The following is a 19,492-nucleotide window of genomic DNA, read 5'->3' as shown; positions in this document are numbered from 1 at the left end:
GCCCCCGAACGCGGGACGGGCCCGGCGGTGACAGCACCAGCGACAGCATTCGGCAACACCATCACCAACGACACCATCAACGACACCATCAGCGACACAGGACGACAGACGGACGAGGTAGACGTACGCCATGAACGACCAGAACCCCCCAGGCGCCGTGGACGGGCCGAGCGACGGGCAGGCGGCTGGGCATGGCGCGCTCGGCGACGTCGAGTACGGCGAGTTTCTGCGGTTGGCCGAGCGGGAGGGCTTCGAGGCCGAGGAGATCGAGGGCGAGCTGGCCGCCGCCGCGTCCGGGCCGCTGCCCGTGCTGGCCGTGGTCGGCCGCCCCAACGTGGGCAAGTCCACGCTGGTCAACCGCATCCTGGGCCGCCGTGAGGCGGTCGTCGAGGACCGCCCAGGGGTCACCAGGGACCGCGTCAGCTATGAGGCCGAGTGGGCCGGGCGCCGGTTCAAGGTGGTGGACACCGGCGGCTGGGAGCAGGACGTGCTCGGCATCCAGGCGTCCGTGGCGGCCCAGGCCGAGTTCGCCATCGAGGCGGCCGACGCCGTGGTGCTGGTGGTGGACGCCACGGTCGGCGCCACCGACACCGACGCGGCGGTGGTGAAGCTGCTGCGCAAGGCGGGCAAGCCGGTGGTGCTCTGCGCCAACAAGGTGGACGGGCCCAACATGGAGGCGGAGGCCGCCTATCTGTGGTCGCTCGGCCTGGGCGAGCCGCATCCGGTGTCGGCGCTGCACGGCCGGGGCACGGGCGACATGCTGGACGCGGTGCTCGACGCGCTGCCCGAGGCACCCGAGCAGACGTTCGGCGATCTGGTCGGCGGCCCCCGCCGGATCGCGCTGATCGGCCGGCCCAACGTCGGCAAGTCCTCGCTGCTGAACAAGGTGGCGGGGGAGGACCGGGTGGTGGTGGACGCCGAGGCCGGCACCACCAGGGACCCGGTCGACGAGCTGATCGAGCTGGGCGGCCGGACCTGGCGCTTTGTCGACACCGCCGGCATCAGGCGCCGGGTGCACCTGCAGGGCGGCGCGGACTACTACGCCTCGCTGCGCACCGCAGCGGCCCTGGAGAAGGCCGAGGCCGCGGTGGTGCTGATCGACGTCAACGAGCCGATCAGCGTGCAGGACACCCGCATCATCACCATGGCCGTCGACGCCGGTCGCGCCCTGGTGATCGCCTACAACAAGTGGGACACGCTGGACGAGGAGCGCCGCTACTACCTGGAGCGGGAGATCGAGCAGGAGCTGGTCCGGGTGCGCTGGGCGCCCCGGGTCAACATCTCGGCGCGCACCGGGCGGCATATGGAGAAGCTGGTCCCGGCGGTGGAGACGGCGCTGGCCAGCTGGGAGAGCCGGGTGCCCACCGGGCGCCTCAACGGCTTCCTGGGCGAGCTGGTGGCCGCCAACCCGCACCCGGTGCGCGGCGGAAAGCAGCCCAGGATCCTCTTCGGCACCCAGGCCGGCACCCGTCCGCCCCGGTTTGTGCTCTTCGCCTCCGGCTTCCTGGAGGCGAGCTACCGCCGCTTCATCGAGCGGCGGCTGCGCGAGGAGTTCGGCTTCGAGGGGACGCCCATCCAACTGTCGGTGCGGGTACGGGAGAAGCGCGGCCGGAACAAGTGACGTCGGGCTCGCCGGCCGGTCAGCGCTCGTTGTGCGGCTCGGCCGGCGAGCCGGCGGGCAGTTCGGCCCGGGTGGCGGGCAGCGACCGGTAGTCCAGCTGCCGCCAACTGCTCAGCCCCACGCCCCTGATGGTGTTGAACCCGACGAACCCCAGCTCCTCCTCGCCGCTGCGGTCGCCGGGCAGCGCCCGGAACAGCCGGCGGTACTCGGCGCACAGCGCGTCGTAGATCGGCGTGGGCGAACCACCGCCCGCCCGTTCGTAGGGGGCCCGCATCCCGGGGATGGCGGCGGACGCGGGACGGAGGGACTGCGCGGATCGCTGGGGCTCATAAGGGTGCACGCCCAACCAACGACCGGCCGGGGCGCCGGATGCGGCCCCGTCCCGCCGGGAACCCGATCGCCTCAGGAACGCCCGGGCCCCCGGCGCCCCACCGGGGGCGCCGGGGGCCCCGCGGCTGGCCCGTCAGGTGCCGGCCAGCGGCATCGCCGCGGCCACCAGCAGCCCGCCGGCCGCCGCCTTCTCCAGCGCCTCCCGCAGCAGGTCCTCGCGCGGCTGCTGCCCGATGGTGCCCGCCGGCGCCGCGTAGACGAACACCGTATGGCGCTGGTTGGCGCTGGCCCGCCAGCCGTCGGTGACCGACAGCGGCTCGTGCGCCTGCCACCAGGCGCTGGCGTCACCGCCCGCCGGATCGTTCTGCAGCACCGCGTGCAGCTTGCCCATGGCCAGCAGCACGGACCAGCCGCCCAGCATGCTCGGTGCCCTGGCGACATCCGACACCGGCATGAAGCCGCCCTCGATCAGCAGCGGCAGGAAGTCGTCGCCCGGGCCCTGGGAGCCGGGCCGGACGATCGGCTCGGTCGGCTCCACGACGATCGCCGGGAAGAGTTCGTCGTCGATCAGGATCTGGCCGCAGGTGACGCCGAGCACGGCCTGTCCACGGGTGGCCTCGCCGCTCTGCCCGGGCTGGGTCTCGCCGGTGATGGAGCGCACGGCGCCGCGCAGCTGCTCCTCCGAGACGGAGACCACCTGGGAGGGGATGCAGGAGGCGTGCGCGAAGGCCAGCACGGCGGTCTCGCCGCCGACGAACAGCACGGTGCTGGTGCGTTCCTGGGAGGTGTTGCCGGGGGTGCGGCAGGAGGTGCAGTCGTAGGCGCCCGGGGCGTTCTCGCCGGCGAGCAGCCGTTCGGCTTCTTCGTCGCCGATCTCGGCGCGTACGTCGTCGCTGACGTCGAGCAAGGGGGACACGGTCGCTCCTCGGTTCGGGTTCTCCCCGCCGTCACGGCGGGTGCCCCGTGCACAACGGCCCGAGACGCGCCCGGGTCACGCGGCTGTGGTGAATCCGCGGGATCGCCCCGCCGGCCCCGGGGGCGCCTCCCGCACCGCCGACATAAACCCGGCGTTCACCGAGGTTCACCTGGGGCGTGAATTCCGCGTGTCCTGAATACCGTCCTTCGGGTCGTCGGAAAAGCGGACCGATAACCCGCCGAGGCGGCGTCACCGGTAATTCCCGACGGCCGGTCAAAAGCCCGACGGATCGTTCCCCTGAAGGGACGAAAGGGCGGGCGGCTGTGACACAAGCGTGACAGTTCGCCGATCCCCGTGGGACTTCCGGGTGGTGGCGGGCAGGCCGTACGGTGTGCCCATGCCATCCCTTCCGAAGCCGCCCAGGTCCCCCGACGACGAGCCCGATGCCTATGTGGGCCTGGGTGCCGACCAGGCCGAGGAACGTGCCAGAGGGCGGGGCTGGCGCACGGTCCGGCGGCTGGCCCCCGACGCGATGGTGACCATGGAGTTCATGCCGGGCCGGATCAACTTCGCCGTCCAGGACGGCTCGGTGGTGCGCTGCTGGCGCGGCTGAGCCCCGACGCCCGAACGCCTCGCCCCGGCCGGCTCAGCGCCGGCTGGCCGGGCCGACCGGCTGCTCCGGATGCGCGGGATGCGGCCGGGTGGCGCCCGGGGCGCGCAGCCCCACCTTGGCCGGCCGCCCGGCGCCCGGCCGACCGGCGACCGCCGGTTCGACGCGCGGCCGAGGCTCCTCGTCCCCGCGCGGCGCGGCGCTCAGCACGGTCGGGCGCACCTCGAAGGTGGGCAGCCCCGTCGGCTTCGGCCGGGCGCGGCGCAGCCCGTCCCAGTACCGCAGCAGGGTGGCGTCGGCCTTGATGATCAGCGGCTCGCACCAGGGCAGCGCCAGCAGGATCAGCAGACCGGCCGCCCAGCCGAGCAGTACGTCGCTCACCCAGTGGGTGCCCAGGTAGACGGTGGTGCCGCCGACGCCGAGCGCGAAGACGGAGGCGATCACCGAGAGGGTCCTGCGGGCGGTCGGGGTGGTGGCCAGATAGGCGAGAATGCCCCAGGTCACCACGGCGTTGGCGGTGTGACCGGAGGGAAATATATCCCCGGTCAGCCACATCTCGTTGGAGCCGATGGAGGTCGCGTAGTGCGGGCCCTCCCGGCCCATGCCCAGCTTGGCCGCGCCCACCGAGAGATTGAGCAGCAGCAGCGCGGTGGCCATCACCAGCAGCGGGCGCAGCGTTCGCTGCCGCCAGCAGCGCCAGCCCAGCCAGGCCGCGATCAGCACCGCGGTGGGGCCGCGCTGGCCCAGCACCACGAAGTAGTCGAGGAAGGCGTGCATCTCGGGCCACTGCTTGTAGGGCCGGAAGAGCATGACCTGCCAGTCCAGCCGGACCAGCCAGGAGGTGGTGCAGACCGCCGCCACGATGGCCGCGTAGATGCTCGCGGTGAGCCACAGCACGCCCAGGCGCGTGGGGCTCATAACAGGGGGCGGCACGTCCGGCGGGCGTGCCTCCTGTTCGAGGCGGGCGAAGAATCGGTCGATGCGCACTCTCGCAAGATTACCGCCAGTGATACCTGGCTTCCTCCCGTGGCCCGCCTTCGTAATGGCGATGTGATGTGATCGGGACCGAGCAAGCCTCCGACTTTCTCCCCGGTTTACGAATTCCCGCGTCATCGGATAAGCCGTCATCCGGCTTTTCCGGAGTCCGTTCATCTGCTTTTCCCGGGGGTCGAACGGTGAACGGGACCGGCGCCCTCGGGTGGCCGGCGGTGCCTGCCGTAGGCTGTCCCCCCGTCTGCCCTCCGCACCACGCCCGCGCCCGCGCGACGTCGGGGTTCCCCCGTGGCCGTGAGGGGTGTGTCGCCGCGCGACGGATGAGACGGGAGGGGCGTGGATGTCCGGGGTTCCCCAGCCCGCATCCCCCGCCACCGAGCGGAACCGCTGGACGGTCCTGGTGGTGCTGTGCGTCAGCCTGTTCCTGGTCGCCGTCGACGCCACGGTGCTGCATGTGGCGGTGCCCGCGGTCAGCGAGGATCTGCGGCCCGACGGCGTCCAACTGCTGTGGATCGTCGACGCCTATCCGTTGGTCTGCGCCTCGCTGCTGATCCTCTTCGGCTCCCTGGGCGACCGGATCGGCCGTCGCCGGGTGCTGCTGCTCGGCTGCGCCTGCTTCGGACTGGCCTCCGCCTTCGCCGCGTTCGCCGGAGGACCCCTCGCGTTGATCGTGGCCCGCGCGCTGCTCGGCGCCGGCGGGGCCATGATCATGCCGGCCACGCTCTCCATCCTGCGGCAGGTCTTCCCCGATCGGCGGGAGCGGGCGCTGGCCATCGGGATCTGGAGCGCGGTCGCGGCGGTGGGCGCGGCGATCGGCCCGCTCCTCGGCGGGCTGCTCCTCGAACACTTCTGGTGGGGCTCGGTCTTCCTGGTCAACGTTCCGCTGATGGCCGTCTGCCTGCCGGTGGCCCGACTGCTGGTGCCCGAGTCCACCGGGGACGGTTCGGGCCCCTTCGACGTGACGGGCGCGCTGCTCGCCGCCACCGGTCTCTTCTCCGCGATCCTGGCCGTCAAGCGGGCCGGCGGCGGGGACCTCGTGACGCCCGGCACGCTGCTGGCCGCCGCGCTCGGCGCCGCGCTCCTGGTGACCTTCGTACGGCGGCAACGGGCCGCGGAACGCCCGCTGTTGGACCTGTCCGCGTTCGCCAGGCCCGCGTTCGGCGCCTCGGTCGGCTGTGTGGTGCTGACGGTGCTGGCGCTGGTCGGCCTGGCCCTGGTGGCCGCGCAGTACCTGCAGCTGGTCCTCGGCCTCTCCCCGCTCCAGACCGGCCTGCGGCTGCTGCCGCTGAGCCTGGCGGCCATCGCCGCCGGGCTGCTCGGCTCCCGGATGCTGCTGTGGCTGGGGCCACGGGCCATGGTCGCCGGCGGCTTCGCGCTGACCGCGCTCGCCGTGTTCCTGCTGACCGGACTGGACGACACGGACCGGCCGCTGCTGCTCGGCGTCGGCTTCGTGCTGCTCGGCTTCGGCCTGGAGACCACCCTCTTCGGCTCCTACGAGTCCCTGCTCAGCGACGCCCCGGCGGTCCAGGCGGGAGAGGCGGCGGCCGTCGGCGAGACCGCCTACCAGTTCGGCGCCGGGATCGGGATAGCGCTGCTGGGCAGCGTGATGAACGCGCTCTACGGCCCGGCGGTCCGCAGCGTCGACGGGGTCGCCCCGGCCGATGCGGAGGCCGCGGGGCACTCGTTGGGCGAGGCGCTGGGGGTGGCCGACCGGCTGGAGGGCCCGGTCGCCGAGGCGTTGCGCGCCTCGGCCAGGGACGCCTTTGTGCACGGAATGCGGATGACGCTGCTGACCAGCGCCGCGCTGCTGCTGGTCGGCGCGCTCGCGGCACTCCGGCTGCCCCGGTCGCCGGCGGGGGCGGCGGACGACGCCGACGCGGCCGGCGGCGGGCCCTTGCCGACTCGGGTTACCCGCCCGTAACGTCGGCGGCGCTCGCCTCCACCCGCAGCGAAGGGCCGCAGCCGAAGATGCCGAACGACCAACCGTCCCCGCCACCCGTCGCGTTCGACCCCGCCGACCCGTTGGGGCTCGACGAACTGCTCGCGCCCGACGATCTCGCGATGCGGGACACCGTCAGGCGCTGGGCCGCCGAGCGGGTGACACCCCGGGTGGCCGAGTGGTTCGAACGCGGGGCGCCCGACGATCCCCGGGGCCTGGCACGCGAGTTGGGGGCGCTCGGCGCGCTGGGCATGACGCTGGACGGCTATGGCTGCGCCGGCGCCTCCGCGGTCCAGTACGGCCTGGTCTGCCTGGAGTTGGAGGCGGCGGACTCGGGCATCAGGTCCCTGGTCTCGGTGCAGGGCTCCCTGGCCATGTACGCGATCCACCGGTTCGGCTCCGAGGAGCAGCGCCGGCGCTGGCTGCCGAGGATGGCCACCGGGGAGGCCATCGGCTGCTTCGCGCTGACCGAGCCCGACCACGGCTCCGACCCGGCCGGGATGCGCACCAGGGCCGAGTGGGACGGCGACGACTGGGTGCTGACGGGCCGCAAGATGTGGATCACCAACGGCTCGCTGGCGGAGGTCGCGGTGGTCTGGGCCAGGACGGAGGACGGCATCCAGGGTTTTGTGGTGCCGACCGACCGGCCGGGCTTCACCGCCCACGACATCCGGCACAAGGCGTCGCTGCGTGCCTCGGTCACCAGCGAACTGGTGCTGGACGGGGTCCGGCTGCCGGCGGACGCCGCGCTGCCCGGGGCGCGCGGGCTGCGCGCCCCGCTCGGCTGTCTGGCGCACGCCCGCTACGGCATCGTCTGGGGCGCGCTGGGCGCGGCCCGCTCCTGTGTGGAGACGGCGCTGGAGTACGCGCGCACCCGCGAGCAGTTCGGCCGCCCCATCGGCGGTTTCCAACTGACCCAGGCCAAGCTCGCCGACATGGTGCTCGAACTGCACAAGGGCCTGCTCCTCGCGCTGCACCTGGGCCGCCGGATGGACGCGGGCCGGCTGCTCCCCGAACAGGTCAGCTTCGGCAAGCTGAACAACGTCCGCGAAGCGCTGGCGATCTGCCGGGAGGCCAGGACGATCCTGGGCGCCAACGGGATCTCGCTGGAGTACCCGGTGATGCGTCATATGGCGAACCTGGAGTCGGTCCTCACCTACGAGGGCACCAGCGAAATGCACCAACTGATCCTGGGCAAGGCCCTCACCGACCTCGACGCCTTCCGCTGACCGCGCATCCGCTGACCGCGCGGCCGCGCCGCCCCGGGCCCAGGGGCCCGGGGACCCCACCAGAGCCGCAAGCCGCCGCCCGGCGGCGCTCTCCCGGTATCCCGGGGGGAGGGCCTGCGACCGGTGGGGCTCTTCCGGAGCCGGCGGAGCCGGTTGGTGGGGTGTTGGGCGCGGCGTGTGGTGGGGCGGTGTCGAGGCACCGGCCCACGAGACGTAAGCCGCCGCGCGGCGGCGTTCTTCCGGTGTCCCCGGGGTGAGCCGGCCTCCGGTGGGAGCTTCCCAGGGCGTCGGCCGAGGCCGGGCCTGTGGCCGGTGGGGTTCTTCCGGAGTCGGCCCGGGTCGGTTGGCGAGGTGTTGGCCGCTGCGCGGTGTGCGTCCGGTGGGGTGGTGTCGAGGCACCGGCCCGCAAGACGCAAGCCGTCGCGCGGCGGTGTTTCGACGAGACCCTGGGGAAGGGGCCCGCCCCGCTGCGCGGTGGCGTTGCTCTGCGGTCCCTGGGGTTGTGCCTGCCCCGGTGGGGCTTCCCTCGGCATCGGCCCGGGGGTGGGGGCCGCGTGGCGGCGTTCCGCAGAGGGGGCCGGCGGTCGGACGGAGACCGAGCGGGGCTCCTGCGCCGGCGGTCTCTGGGGTCTCCCCGGAGGGCTGACTCCGCGTCCGCCGAGTCGGCTTGTCCGGTGTCGACCCGGGCCCAGGCCCGCGAAGCGCTCGGGCCGAGCGCGCGTGTGTGGCGGGGGTGACGGCGGGAACGCCGTCACCCCCGCCACACACGCGTCGCCGCGTGACGCCCCCCGCGCAGGGGTCAGCTCTGGTTGAAGAAGCCGTCGTCGTGGGCGCGTCTGGGGTCTTCGGTGACCACGTCGTAGGTGTCGGGCGTCAGCAGGAAGACGCGGTTGGCGACCCGTTTGATGGTGCCGCGCAGGCCGAAGTTGAGGCCGGCGGCGAAGTCCACCACGCGTTTGGCGTCGGCGGTCTCCAGGGAGGTGAGGTTGATCACCACGGGGATGCCGTCCCGGAACAGTTCGCCTATGCGCCGGGCGTCCCGGAAGTTCTCCGGAGTGACCATCGCGATACGGCTGCCCTGTTCCTCGGCCGCCTTGGCCGCCACCCGCAGACGCGGGTCGGTCGTCCATGGCGCGGGGCCGTTCCCGGTCTCGGGCCCCTCGGCGTACTCGTCGTCGTAGTAACGCATCTCGCGGTCATCGACGAGGCCCAGCCAGGCGCTGGCCTTTCGTACCGATCCCATGGTCGCCTCCTCTCCTGACGCGGCCTGTACCCATCCGCATGCCTATCGTCGTCCATGATGCGGATGTTGTGCCATGTGGATACCTGCCTGTTACGAGTTTCGTGACGGTTCTGGTGCATTCGACGTGGCGTCTCATCAGCGATGTTGTGGTAACTGACGACTGACGGAGAGTAAGTTCGTCTCCGGCGGCCATACGGGTGATCTCCAGCCTCGTGGCTGAAAAGCGTTCTTGGCAACCGGCCGGTATGTGAAGAAGATTCGACCAGCGCTTGTCAGGGTCATGGCAAAAACCGTGGTTCCTGACCACGCCTCACGGACCCGTTCACCCAGCGGGTCCATCGATTCCTTGACTGGAGGAAGTACGTGAGTTTGAAGCGCACCAACCCCCACAGCCGCAAGTCCCGTCGCGTCGGTTTTCTCGCCGCGGTCACGGGGCTGCTGGCAGCCACCGCCCTCGCCCTGCCCGGCTCCGCGCAGGCCGAGGAGGCGCGGGTCTTCTCCAGCGCCGAGCTGACGGTCGCGAGCGACGCCGTGCTGGCGGCGGACGTCGCCGGTACCGCCTGGCTGGTGGACCACGAGTCCAACACCCTGCGCGTGACCGTGGACGAGACCGTCTCGGCCGCGGAGATCGCGAAGATCAGCGAGCGCGCCGGCGAACTGTCGACCGCGATCACCTTCGAGCGCGCCGAGGGCAAGATCCAGCGCCTGCTGGCCGGTGGCGACGCCATCTACGCGAGTGCCGGCTGGCGCTGCTCCGCCGGCTTCAACGTGCGGATCGGCAGTGCCGACTACTTCCTGACCGCCGGTCACTGCACCGAGGGCCTGCCGGGCTGGTACACCAACTCCAGCCTCAGCACCTACATCGGCCCCAGCATCGACGCCAGCTTCCCGGGTGACGACTACGGCCTGGTGCGCTACGACTCCTCCGTCCCCCGCCCCGGCGTGGTGAACCTGTACAACGGCACCACCCGGGACATCACCGGTGCGGCCAACGCCACCATCGGGCTGTCCGTGCAGCGCAGCGGCAGCACCACCGGCCTGAGCGGCGGCACGGTGACCGGTCTCAACGCCACCGTCAACTACGGCGGCGGGGACATCGTCTCCGGTCTCATCCAGACCAACGTCTGCGCCGAGCCCGGTGACAGCGGTGGCCCGCTCTTCGCCGGGAACACCGCGATCGGCCTGACCTCGGGTGGCAGCGGCAACTGCTCCATCGGTGGCACGACGTTCTTCCAGCCGGTCGTCGAGGCCCTGAACGACTACGGGGCGACCATCCTCTGAGTCGTTCCCCATCCCTGCCCGTGCCATCAGGGGAGCATCCCCTGATGGCCATGGCGGGACGCTTGACCACTGCCCCCACCCGGGATCGGGTGGGGGCAGTGAGGCATTCGGGGGGCGCGCGTGGACGGTTCTTTGTTACGCGCTTGCTAAAAGGTGACCACAGTGCGGAGCTGGCGAGGTGTCAGCGCTGCTTTTCGGACAGGTCTACTCCACTCCTCGGGTCGTGAACGTCACTCCGTGCGCGGGTGTGGCGCGCCCCCGTTGCGCTGACTGGGCGTCTCCCGTCGGGGAAATGGGGAGTGTTCTGGCCGGTTTACGCGCATTACCCGCACCGGTGTGATGATCTGGTCGGGGCAGGAACTTGTCCTTGTGTGGCCCGGGGTGTGCTGGGAATACTCGCCGGTACCGCTTGGCATGGACGTGACGGGCCGCCCAATGGTCCGGACCGCGTCGGTGCTCTCTCCGGAGCGAAGGCTCCAACCCCCACAGGAGGAAAAAGCGTGACACAACGACGCAAGTCAACCCGGCGCGTTACCATCGCCGCCGCCGGCGCGGCGGCCCTGTTCGCCGGCTCGTTCGCGGTGGCCCAGGCCAGCGCCGAACCCGCGGCGGCCGAGACCGCCGCCCCGAGCGTGCTGTCCTCGGCCGAGGCCGGAACGCTCGCCACCACCCTGGTCGAGGAGCTGGGCGAATCGGCCTCCGCCGGCAGCTACTTCGACGCCGAGTCCGGGACCCTGGTGGTCAACGTGCTCGACGAGAGCGCGGCGGCCGTCGTCACGGCGTCCGGCGCCGAGGCCCGGCTGGTCGAGCACAGCCTGGACACCCTGAACGGGGTGATGACCGAGGTGGAGGCGTTCGCCGTGCCGGGCACGTCCTGGTCCGTCGACCCGCTGAGCAACGCGGTCCAGGTCAAGGTGGACTCCACCGTGGCCGCCGGGGACCTCGCGGAGATCGAGCGGGGCGTCGCCGAACTCGGCGAGCTGGCCGAACTCAACACCGTGGCGGGGGAGTTCCAGCCCTTCCTCGCCGGTGGTGACGCGATCTACAGCTCGGGCGCGCGCTGCTCGCTCGGCTTCAACGTCACCGCGGGTGGCACCGACGGCTTCCTCACGGCCGGCCACTGCGGCAGCGTCGGCAGCTCCTGGGCCGCCTCGTCGGGCGGTTCGGCGGTCGGCACCCTTACCCAGGGCGAGTTCCCCGGCGGCGACTACGCGTTGGTCGAGTACTCGACCAGCGTGGACAACCCGAGCGAGGTGAACCGCTACGACGGCACCACCCAGCAGATCACCGGCGCCGCCGAGGCGGTCGTCGGTCAGTCGGTGGAGCGCTCCGGCTCCACCACCGGCCTGCACGGTGGTTCCGTGGTCGCGACCGATGTCGCCGTCAGCTACCCGCAGGGCACGGTCTACGGCACGATCGAGACCAATGTCTGCGCCGAACCGGGCGACAGCGGTGGCGCGTTGTTCGCCGGCAGCAGCGCGATCGGCCTCACCTCGGGCGGCAGCGGCAACTGCTCCTCGGGCGGCGTCACGTTCTTCTACCCCGTGACGGACGCGCTGGCCGCGGTGGGCGCTAGCATCCCGTAACGAGAGCGCACGGCCCGGCCGCCGAGGCGGCCGGGAGCACCGCGACGCGGTCAGGGCCCCCGACCTCACCCGGTCGGGGGCCCTGACGTCGTCGACAGGGCTCCGAGCGCTAAGTGCAGCGTTTCCAGGGGGAGTTACGCGTGTTCGGAATCATCAGACCCTGTCAGCACCGGCTCTCGTCGCGGCTGCGCGAGGAGTGGCTTGGCCATCTGTGCGGGCTCTGCCTGGCGCTGCGCGGCACCCACGGGCAGGCGGCGAGGATCGCGACCAACTACGACGGCCTGCTGATATCGGTGCTCCACGACGCGCAGACCGCCGCGCCGGGGGGCGATCGGCGCACCGCCGGGCCCTGTCCGCTGCGCGGGATGCGCACCGCCAGGGTGGCCGCCGGCGACGGCGCCCGGCTGGCGGCGGCCGTCTCGCTGGTGCTGGCCTCCGCCAAGATCAGGGACCATGTGCAGGACGGGGACGGCCTGTTGCGCCGGCGCACGCTGGCCGCCGCGGCCACCCGGGTGGCCAGGAGCTGGGACGGCGCGGGCGCCCGGGGCGGCGCGCGGGCCGGATTCGACACGGCGGTGCTGGTGGACGCCGTCAGCCGGCAGCAGTCCGTCGAATCGCTCGCCGGGCTCGGCAGCCCGCTGCTGACCGTCACCGAGCCGACCGAGACGGCCACCGGCGCGGTCTTCGCGCACACCGCCCGGCTCGCCGGCCGCCCGGAGAACGCGACCGTGCTGGCCGAGGCGGGCCGGCTCTTCGGTCGGCTGGCCCATCTGCTGGACGCGGTGGAGGATCTTGAGGCCGACCGGTCGGCCGGCCTGTGGAACCCGATCGACATCACCGGCACCCCGCTCCCCGAGGTGCGTCGGCTCTGCGACGACGCGGTGCACGGGGTGCGACTGGCCCTGGCCGAGGCGGAGTTCACGGACGGTCGGCTGGCGCACGCGCTGTTGGTGCACGAGCTGGCCCAGGCGGTGGACCGGACGTTCGGCGCCGGCTGCGGGCACGCGCCGCCGGGCGCCTCGGCCGCGTTCGGCGCGCCGGTGGAGCCGCCCCCGGTCCGGCGCGGTCCGCAGGCCGGCTGCGCCGTCTGGACGGGCCTCTTCTGCAGCTGCCAGATCTGCTGTCGCCGCGAGTACGAGGATCCCTGGAACGGCAAGCGGCGCGAGGGCTGGTGCCGCAAGGGGGACTGCGGCAACTGCTGTGACTGCTGCGACTGTTGCCGGTGCTGTGGGCAGGGGGAGGGCGGCAACGGCTGCTCCTGTGACTGCTGCTCCTGTGACTGCTGAGCCGCGCCCACCGGCCGTGACCCCCCGGCAACCGACACGCCTCCTTGTGGAGCAATGCCCAGGTCGGAGCGGGCGAACAGGGTGTGATCTTCCCGTTCAGTTCTTCCTTACCGAGGGGTACACCCATGCGTCTTCGCACCGCTGCGGCTGCCACCGCCGTTGCCTGCACCGTCGTTCTCGGCGCCGGCTCGGCCGCGGTCGCCTCCGAGTTGCCCGTCCAGCCCCAGTCCTCCGACAAGGGCCACCACAAGGGTGACAAGCACGACAAGGACGACAAGAAGGGGAAGGGCGGCGGTCACCACGGCGACACCGAGATCGGCGCCGTCGGGTTCGCGGCCGGCTCGCCCGGCGTGCTCTCCGGGAACGTCATCCAGGTCCCGATCAGCATCCCCGTCAACGTGTGTGGCAACAGCATCAACGTCATCGGCCTGCTGAACCCGGCCATCGGCAACACCTGCGTCAACAAGTGAGCTGACGCACGGCATCTGACGGAACGAAGAAGGCCCACCCCGGCGGGGTGGGCCTTCGCCGTGTGCGCCGCTTGTCAGCCGCGCTCGGCCGCGACCAACTCGGCGATCTGCACCGCGTTCAGCGCGGCGCCCTTGCGGAGGTTGTCGCCCGAGACGAAGAGGGACAGGCCGTTCTCCACCGTCTCGTCCCGGCGCAGCCGGCCGACATAGCTGACGTCACCGCCGGCGGCCTGCAGCGGGGTCGGGATGTCGGAGAGCGCCACTCCCTCCGCGTCGGCCAGCAGCTCACGGGCCTGACGGGGCGGGAGGGGGCGGGCGAAACGGGCGTTGAGCTGGAGCGAGTGCCCCGTGAAGACCGGGACCCGCACACAGGTGCCGGAGACCGGCAGCCCGGGGATCTCCAGGATCTTGCGGGTCTCGTTGCGGAGCTTCTGCTCCTCGTCGGTCTCCTCCAGGCCGTCGTCCACGATCGACCCGGCCATCGGCAGCACATTGAACGCGATGGGCCGCACATACTGCTCGGGGGCGGGGAACTCCACGGCCGTGCCGTCGAAGGTGAGCGCCGTCGGGTCCTGGCCCAGGGCGGCCTTGACCTGGCCGTTCAGCTCGGCGACCCCGGACAGGCCGCTGCCGGAGACGGCCTGGTAGGTGGTGGCCACCAGGGCCACCAGCTCGGCCTCCCGGTGCAGCGGCTTGAGCACCGGCATGGCCGCCATGGTGGTGCAGTTCGGATTGGCGATGATGCCCTTGGGGCGGTTGGCCACCGCGTGCGGGTTGACCTCGGAGACCACCAGCGGCACCTCGGGATCCATCCGCCAGGCCGAGGAGTTGTCGATCACCACGGCGCCGGCCGCCGCGACCTTCTCGGCGAGGGCCCTGGAGGTGCCCTTGCCGGCGGAGAACAGCACCACGTCGAGGCCCGAGTAGTCCGCGGTGGTGGCGTCCTCGACGGTGACCTCGCCGTCCTGCCAGGGCAGGGTGCGACCGGCCGACCGTGCGGAGGCGAACAGACGAAGCCGCTCCACCGGGAACTTCCGTTCGGACAGAATCCCGCGCATCACGGTGCCGACCTGCCCGGTGGCTCCGACGATCCCGATCTTCATGGGGCTCCTTACCTCGTTTGCTCACGTCCCGTCCGTTACCTCCTACCCTGCCCGGTCGAACACGTGGCAGCCAACTGTTTGACGCTGGTCACACTCCTCGGCGGGTCCTGGTTACTTCTGGATGGAAGTTCTGAAGGGAAGTAACGCCGCCGTAACGCGCTCGATCTAACCTCCAACAGCCAGGTGGCCGGGCCGTCCGGGGCCCCTACGACGGTGAGGTGGAAGCGTGCAACTGACCCCGCACGAGCAGGAGCGGCTGCTGATCCATGTGGCCGCCGACGTGGCCGAGCGGCGCCGGGGGCGTGGGCTGCGGCTCAACCACCCGGAGGCGATCGCGCTGATCACCGCGCATGTCCTGGAGGGCGCCAGGGACGGCCGCACCGTCGCCGAGCTGATGGAGTCCGGCCGGCGGGTGCTCACCCGGGCCGAGGTGATGGACGGGGTGCCCGAGATGATCCACGACGTGCAGGTCGAGGCGACCTTCCCGGACGGCACCAAGCTCGTCACCGTGCACGAGCCCATCAGCTGACGCCGCCGACGGTGGCTTTCGTATCCGACCGGGGCCCGTTCCAGGGCCGGGAGAAGGGCCGATCGACGTGATCCCAGGAGAGATCGTCTTCGCGGAGACGCCGGTGCCGTTGAACGAGGGCGCCCCCGTCACCCGCCTCACCGTGCGCAACGTCGGCGACCGGCCCGTACAGGTCGGCTCGCACTACCACTTCGCCGAGGCCAACCCCGGCCTGGCGTTCGACCGCGAGGCCGCCTGGGGGCAGCGGCTCGGCATCGCGGCCGGCACCGCCGTGCGGTTCGAGCCCGGCATCCCCGTCGAGGTGGAGCTGGTCCCGCTGGCCGGCCGGCGGGTGGTGCCCGGGCTGCGCGGCGCGGCCGGTGGCCCCCTGGACGACGCGAGAGAGGCAGACCATGGCTGAGCTGAGCCGAGCGCGTTACGCGGATCTCTTCGGACCGACCACGGGCGACCGGCTGCGGCTGGCCGACACCGATCTGCTGATCGAGATCGAGGACGACCTCAGCGGCGGCCCCGGACGGGCCGGGGACGAGGCGGTCTTCGGCGGCGGCAAGGTGATCAGGGAGTCCATGGGGCAGTCCCGCGCCACCCGCGCCGAGGGCACCCCCGACACCGTGATCACCGGCGTGGTGGTGCTGGACCACACCGGCATCGTCAAGGCGGACCTGGGCATCAGGGACGGCCGGATCACCGCGCTCGGCAAGGCCGGCAACCCGGACACCATGGACGGGGTCCACCCCGATCTGGTGATCGGCCCCGAGACCGAGGTGATCGCAGGGAACGGGCGGATCGTCACCGCCGGCGGGATCGACGCCCATGTGCACTTCATCGCGCCCGGCATCGCCGACGAGGCGCTGGCCTCCGGCATCACCACCCTGGTCGGCGGCGGCACCGGGCCGGCCGAGGGCTCCAAGGCCACCACCGTGACGCCCGGCTCCTGGCATCTGGAGCGGATGCTGGCGGCGCTGGACGGGCTGCCGCTCAACATCGGCCTGCTGGGCAAGGGCAACACCGTCTCCGCCGACGCGATGCGCGCCCAACTGCGGGGCGGCGCCGTGGGGTTCAAGATCCACGAGGACTGGGGCGCCACCCCGGCGGCGATCGACGCCTGTCTCACCGTCTGCGAGGCCACCGGCGCCCAGCTGGCCATCCACACCGACACCCTCAACGAGGCCGGCTTCGTCGGCGACACCCTGGCCGCCATCGCGGGCCGGACCATCCACGCGTACCACACCGAGGGCGCCGGCGGCGGGCACGCGCCGGACATCATCACGGTGGTCTCCGAACCGCATGTGCTGCCCAGCTCCACCAACCCGACCCGGCCGCACACCGTCAACACCGTCGAGGAGCACCTCGACATGCTGATGGTCTGCCATCACCTCAACCCGTCCGTGCCGGAGGACCTGGCCTTCGCCGAATCGCGGATCAGGCCGTCCACCATCGCCGCCGAGGACGTGCTGCACGATCTGGGCGCGATCTCCATCATCTCCTCCGACTCGCAGGCCATGGGCCGGGTCGGCGAGGTGGTGCTGCGCACCTGGCAGACCGCGCACGTGATGAAGCGGCGGCGCGGCCCGCTGCCGGGCGACGGTCCGGCGGACAATCTGCGGGCCCGTCGCTATGTCGCCAAATACACGATCAACCCGGCGGTCGCGCAGGGGCTCGACGGCGAGATCGGCTCCGTCGAACCGGGCAAGCTGGCCGATCTGGCGCTCTGGGAGCCGGCGTTCTTCGGCGTCAAACCGCTGCTGGTGCTCAAGGGCGGCCAGATCGCCTACGCCCAGATGGGCGACGCCAACGCGTCCATCCCCACCCCGCAACCCCAGCTGGCCAGGCCGATGTTCGGCGCGCTCGGCCGGGCGCCGGCGGGGAACTCCGTCACCTTTGTCACCGAACTCGCCCTGCAGGACGGCCTGGACCGGCGGCTGGCCGAACGGTACGGCGTCGGCAAGGCGCTGGTGCCGATCCGTGACACCCGGCGGCTGACCAAGGCGGACATGCGGCTCAACGACGCCAGGCCAGAGGTGCGGGTCGACCCCGACAGCTTCACCGTCACCGTCGACGGCGAACCGGTCACCCCCGAGCCGGCCGAGGAACTGCCCATGGCCCAGCGTTACTTCCTCTTCTGAGCGGGGCGGGGACGATGAGCGCGCGCGCCGCCCTGCTGCTGCTCGCCGACGGCCGGTTCCCGGCCGGCGCGCATGCCCACTCCGGGGGCGCGGAGGCGGCGGTGCGCGCCGGGCGGATCAGCGATCCCGCGTCGCTCACCGCGTTCTGCCGGGGCCGCCTGCACACGGCGGGGGAGATCGCCGCCGCGCTGGCCGCCGCGGCCGACGCCGGCGCCGACCCGGCCGAGCTGGACGCGGCGGCGGACGCCCGCACCCCGTCGCCCGCGCTGCGCGCGGTCGCCCGCCGGCTCGGCCGCCAGCTGCTGCGCGCGGCCCGCGCCACCTGGCCGGCCGAGGCGTGGGACACGCTGGCCGCCGCCCACCCGGGCGGCCTGCACCAGCCGGTGGTGCTCGGCCTCGCGGGCCGGGCCGCCGGGCTCGGCCCCGGGGAGGTGGCGCTGGCCGCCTGCTATGACGCGGTCAGCGCGCCGGCCACCGCCGTGGTGCGGCTGCTCGGCCTCGACCCCTTCGACGCCACCGCGACCCTCGCCGACCTGGCCGACGAGATGGACGAGGTCGCCGCACGGGCGGTGCGGGCCGCCGACGCGTACCCGACGCTGGGCGCCGAGGCGCTGCCCGCCGGCGCGGCGCCGCTGCTGGAGATCGCCGCCGAACAGCACGCCGACTGGCCGGTGCGCCTCTTCGCCTCCTGAGACCCGCCCCAACGCCCCCGACCTGTCAAGGAGTTCGCCATGCACCGCGACCACCCCGAGAGCTTCCCCCAGCGCCACACCTACCGGTCCGCCGATCCCCGCCGCCCCGACGGCAGCCGGCGGGCGCTGCGCGTCGGGCTCGGCGGACCTGTCGGCTCGGGGAAGACCGCCACCGTCGCCGCGCTCTGCCGGGCGCTGCGCGAACGGCTCTCCATCGCGGTGGTCACCAACGACATCTACACCCGGGAGGACGCCGACTTCCTGCTGCGCGAGGCGGTGCTGCCGGCCGAGCGGATCAGCGCGGTGGAGACCGGCGCCTGCCCGCACACCGCGATCAGGGACGATATCTCGGCCAATCTGGAGGCCGTCGAGGAGCTGGAGGCCGCCACCGGACCGCTCGATCTGGTGCTGGTCGAGTCCGGCGGGGACAACCTGACCGCCACCTTCTCCCGTGGCCTGGTCGACGCGCAGATCTTCGTCATCGATGTGGCGGCGGGCGACGACATCCCCCGCAAGGGCGGGCCCGGGATCACCACGGCCGATCTGCTGGTGGTCAACAAGACGGACCTCGCCCCGTATGTGGGCTCCGATCTGGCCGCCATGGCCCGCGACGCCAGGGCCCAACGCGGCGCGCTGCCCGTGGTGTTCACCTCCCTGACCGCCGAGGACGGGGTCGCGCCGATCGCCGCCTGGGTGCGGGAACGGCTCGCCGCCTGGCAGTCGGCGCCGCTGGCCGGGGCCGGGGTGTGACGGGCAGGGCCGGCGTCGCCGCGCACGCCAGGATCGTCGCCGCGCCCGGCGGCGCGCTGCCGGTGCTGGCCGGCGACGGGCCGCTGGCCGTGCGCCGCACCCGCGCGGACGATCCCTCGTTCAGCCAGGTCACGCTGGTGGGGGCGATGAGCGCGCCGCTCGGCGGGGACCGGCTTGAGCTGACGGTCGAGCTGCTGCCGGGGGCCGCGCTGCGCGTCACCTCGGCTGCCGCCACCATCGCGCTGCCCGGACGCGATCCCGTCCCCGCGCACTACCGGATCACCCTGCGGGTCGGCGCGGACGCCACCCTGCACTGGCTGCCGGAGCCGCTGATCTCCGCGGCGGGCAGCGAGCTGCGCCAGCTGACCCGCGTCGAACTGGCGCCCACCGCCCGGCTGTGGCTGCGGGAGAGCCTGGTGCTGGGCCGCGCCGACGAGGAGCCTGGACGGCTGAGCAGCCGGCTGACAGTGCTGCGGGACGGCCGTCCGCTGCTCGACCAGGAACTGCGCTGCGGCCCCGACGCGCCGGGCTGGGACGGGGGCGCGGTGCTGCACGGGAACCGCGCGGTCGGCCAACTGCTGGTGGTCGACCCGGCGTCGGACGATCCGCCGGCCGAGCCGCGACTGCTCGGCGAGGGCGCGGTGCGCGCGCCGCTGGCCGGCCCCGCCACCCTGACCAGCGCGGTCGCGCCCGACGCGCTGACCCTGCACCGGGCGCTGGCCGCCGGCGCCCTGCCGGTCGGGGCGGGGCGGCGGCTGGGAGAATCGGTGGCGACCGAGGGGAAGTGA

19 protein-coding genes are annotated in these 19,492 nt (G+C 72.7%); 14 read left to right on the top strand and 5 right to left on the bottom strand.

Annotation, left to right across the window (positions count from 1 at the left end):
• Positions 1 to 130: 130 nt before the first annotated feature.
• Entirely contained in the window at positions 131 to 1,621 is a 1,491-nt protein-coding gene (gene der / locus AOM46_RS24545; protein ID WP_062215045.1) for a ribosome biogenesis GTPase Der, read from the top strand.
• 19 nt (positions 1,622 to 1,640) lie between these two features.
• Here the strand turns inward: der and AOM46_RS24540 are convergent, their stop codons facing one another.
• Positions 1,641 to 1,895 carry a hypothetical protein gene (locus tag AOM46_RS24540; protein ID WP_067226530.1) on the bottom strand — a complete coding sequence of 85 codons (255 nt, stop codon included), beginning with the start codon at positions 1,893 to 1,895 and terminating at the stop codon, positions 1,641 to 1,643.
• Between the two features lie 189 nt (positions 1,896 to 2,084).
• Positions 2,085 to 2,867: a hypothetical protein gene (locus AOM46_RS24535; protein ID WP_107080164.1), complete on the bottom strand. Its 783-nt coding sequence runs from the start codon at positions 2,865 to 2,867 to the stop codon at positions 2,085 to 2,087.
• Positions 2,868 to 3,264: 397 nt separating this feature from the next.
• On the opposite strand from AOM46_RS24535, the gene AOM46_RS24530 reads away from it, so the two are divergent.
• Complete coding sequence (locus AOM46_RS24530) at positions 3,265 to 3,480, top strand: I78 family peptidase inhibitor (RefSeq protein ID WP_062215043.1); 216 nt, start codon at positions 3,265 to 3,267, stop codon at positions 3,478 to 3,480.
• A gap of 33 nt (positions 3,481 to 3,513) precedes the next feature.
• On the opposite strand, the gene AOM46_RS24525 is transcribed toward AOM46_RS24530, so the two are convergent.
• Positions 3,514 to 4,464, bottom strand: coding sequence for a phosphatase PAP2 family protein (locus tag AOM46_RS24525; RefSeq protein ID WP_062215041.1), 951 nt, complete (start codon positions 4,462 to 4,464; stop codon positions 3,514 to 3,516).
• 346 nt (positions 4,465 to 4,810) lie between these two features.
• Between AOM46_RS24525 and AOM46_RS24520 the strand changes: the two genes are divergently transcribed.
• On the top strand, positions 4,811 to 6,391 hold the full coding sequence (locus AOM46_RS24520; RefSeq protein ID WP_062215039.1) for an MFS transporter: 1,581 nt from the start codon (positions 4,811 to 4,813) through the stop codon (positions 6,389 to 6,391).
• A gap of 47 nt (positions 6,392 to 6,438) precedes the next feature.
• Complete coding sequence (locus AOM46_RS24515; protein ID WP_062215036.1) at positions 6,439 to 7,638, top strand: acyl-CoA dehydrogenase family protein; 1,200 nt, start codon at positions 6,439 to 6,441, stop codon at positions 7,636 to 7,638.
• A gap of 799 nt (positions 7,639 to 8,437) precedes the next feature.
• Here AOM46_RS24515 and AOM46_RS24510 read toward each other — a convergent pair.
• Positions 8,438 to 8,881 carry a cell division protein SepF gene (locus tag AOM46_RS24510; protein ID WP_062215034.1) on the bottom strand — a complete coding sequence of 148 codons (444 nt, stop codon included), beginning with the start codon at positions 8,879 to 8,881 and terminating at the stop codon, positions 8,438 to 8,440.
• Between the two features lie 363 nt (positions 8,882 to 9,244).
• On the opposite strand from AOM46_RS24510, the gene AOM46_RS24505 reads away from it, so the two are divergent.
• The 4 genes from AOM46_RS24505 to AOM46_RS35945 all read left to right on the top strand — a co-directional run bounded on the left by AOM46_RS24505 (position 9,245) and on the right by AOM46_RS35945 (position 13,504).
• Complete coding sequence (locus tag AOM46_RS24505) at positions 9,245 to 10,162, top strand: S1 family peptidase (protein WP_062215032.1); 918 nt, start codon at positions 9,245 to 9,247, stop codon at positions 10,160 to 10,162.
• A gap of 500 nt (positions 10,163 to 10,662) precedes the next feature.
• Positions 10,663 to 11,748 (top strand): S1 family peptidase, encoded by a 1,086-nt coding sequence (locus tag AOM46_RS24500; protein WP_062215030.1) that lies wholly within the window; start codon positions 10,663 to 10,665, stop codon positions 11,746 to 11,748.
• Positions 11,749 to 11,888: 140 nt separating this feature from the next.
• Positions 11,889 to 13,034, top strand: coding sequence for a DUF5685 family protein (locus AOM46_RS24495; protein WP_062215028.1), 1,146 nt, complete (start codon positions 11,889 to 11,891; stop codon positions 13,032 to 13,034).
• Positions 13,035 to 13,159: 125 nt separating this feature from the next.
• The gene (locus AOM46_RS35945; protein WP_062215026.1) at positions 13,160 to 13,504 is read left to right on the top strand and encodes a chaplin; all 345 of its coding nucleotides are present in this window, start codon (positions 13,160 to 13,162) and stop codon (positions 13,502 to 13,504) included.
• Positions 13,505 to 13,578: 74 nt separating this feature from the next.
• On the opposite strand, the gene AOM46_RS24485 is transcribed toward AOM46_RS35945, so the two are convergent.
• The gene (locus tag AOM46_RS24485) at positions 13,579 to 14,607 is read right to left on the bottom strand and encodes an aspartate-semialdehyde dehydrogenase (protein WP_062215024.1); all 1,029 of its coding nucleotides are present in this window, start codon (positions 14,605 to 14,607) and stop codon (positions 13,579 to 13,581) included.
• Positions 14,608 to 14,833: 226 nt separating this feature from the next.
• Between AOM46_RS24485 and AOM46_RS24480 the strand changes: the two genes are divergently transcribed.
• The 6 genes from AOM46_RS24480 (at position 14,834) to AOM46_RS24455 (ending at position 19,492) form a co-directional block, all read left to right on the top strand.
• Positions 14,834 to 15,136, top strand: a complete 303-nt coding sequence (locus AOM46_RS24480) for an urease subunit gamma (RefSeq protein ID WP_062215022.1) — start codon at positions 14,834 to 14,836, stop codon at positions 15,134 to 15,136.
• A gap of 67 nt (positions 15,137 to 15,203) precedes the next feature.
• On the top strand, positions 15,204 to 15,536 hold the full coding sequence (locus tag AOM46_RS24475) for an urease subunit beta (RefSeq protein ID WP_062215020.1): 333 nt from the start codon (positions 15,204 to 15,206) through the stop codon (positions 15,534 to 15,536).
• Positions 15,529 to 17,262 (top strand): urease subunit alpha, encoded by a 1,734-nt coding sequence (locus AOM46_RS24470; RefSeq protein ID WP_062215018.1) that lies wholly within the window; start codon positions 15,529 to 15,531, stop codon positions 17,260 to 17,262. The genes AOM46_RS24475 and AOM46_RS24470 overlap by 8 nt, the downstream gene beginning before the upstream one ends.
• Before the next feature lie 14 nt (positions 17,263 to 17,276).
• Positions 17,277 to 17,954, top strand: a complete 678-nt coding sequence (locus AOM46_RS24465; RefSeq protein WP_062215016.1) for an urease accessory protein UreF — start codon at positions 17,277 to 17,279, stop codon at positions 17,952 to 17,954.
• 39 nt (positions 17,955 to 17,993) lie between these two features.
• Positions 17,994 to 18,704 (top strand): urease accessory protein UreG, encoded by a 711-nt coding sequence (gene ureG / locus AOM46_RS24460; RefSeq protein ID WP_062215014.1) that lies wholly within the window; start codon positions 17,994 to 17,996, stop codon positions 18,702 to 18,704.
• Positions 18,701 to 19,492, top strand: coding sequence for an urease accessory protein UreD (locus AOM46_RS24455; RefSeq protein WP_062215012.1), 792 nt, complete (start codon positions 18,701 to 18,703; stop codon positions 19,490 to 19,492). The genes ureG and AOM46_RS24455 overlap by 4 nt, the downstream gene beginning before the upstream one ends.

Source organism: Streptomyces sp. NBRC 109706, assembly GCF_000974485.1.
Classification (GTDB): Bacteria; Actinomycetota; Actinomycetes; order Streptomycetales; family Streptomycetaceae; genus Streptomyces.
This window is presented reverse-complemented; position numbering and strand designations above follow the sequence as displayed.

Bases quoted from the DNA above. Each gene is read 5' to 3' on its own strand.
- AOM46_RS24520 (WP_062215039.1), top strand. From the start codon at position 4,811: ATGTCCGGGGTTCCCCAGCCCGCATCCCCCGCCACCGAGCGGAACCGC.
- der (WP_062215045.1), top strand. From the start codon at position 131: ATGAACGACCAGAACCCCCCAGGCGCCGTGGACGGGCCGAGCGACGGG.
- AOM46_RS24470 (WP_062215018.1), top strand. From the start codon at position 15,529: ATGGCTGAGCTGAGCCGAGCGCGTTACGCGGATCTCTTCGGACCGACC.
- AOM46_RS24515 (WP_062215036.1), top strand. From the start codon at position 6,439: ATGCCGAACGACCAACCGTCCCCGCCACCCGTCGCGTTCGACCCCGCC.
- AOM46_RS24540 (WP_067226530.1), bottom strand. From the start codon at position 1,895: ATGCGGGCCCCCTACGAACGGGCGGGCGGTGGTTCGCCCACGCCGATC.
- AOM46_RS24530 (WP_062215043.1), top strand. From the start codon at position 3,265: ATGCCATCCCTTCCGAAGCCGCCCAGGTCCCCCGACGACGAGCCCGAT.
- AOM46_RS24465 (WP_062215016.1), top strand. From the start codon at position 17,277: ATGAGCGCGCGCGCCGCCCTGCTGCTGCTCGCCGACGGCCGGTTCCCG.
- AOM46_RS24510 (WP_062215034.1), bottom strand. From the start codon at position 8,881: ATGGGATCGGTACGAAAGGCCAGCGCCTGGCTGGGCCTCGTCGATGAC.
- AOM46_RS35945 (WP_062215026.1), top strand. From the start codon at position 13,160: ATGCGTCTTCGCACCGCTGCGGCTGCCACCGCCGTTGCCTGCACCGTC.
- AOM46_RS24485 (WP_062215024.1), bottom strand. From the start codon at position 14,607: ATGAAGATCGGGATCGTCGGAGCCACCGGGCAGGTCGGCACCGTGATG.
- ureG (WP_062215014.1), top strand. From the start codon at position 17,994: ATGCACCGCGACCACCCCGAGAGCTTCCCCCAGCGCCACACCTACCGG.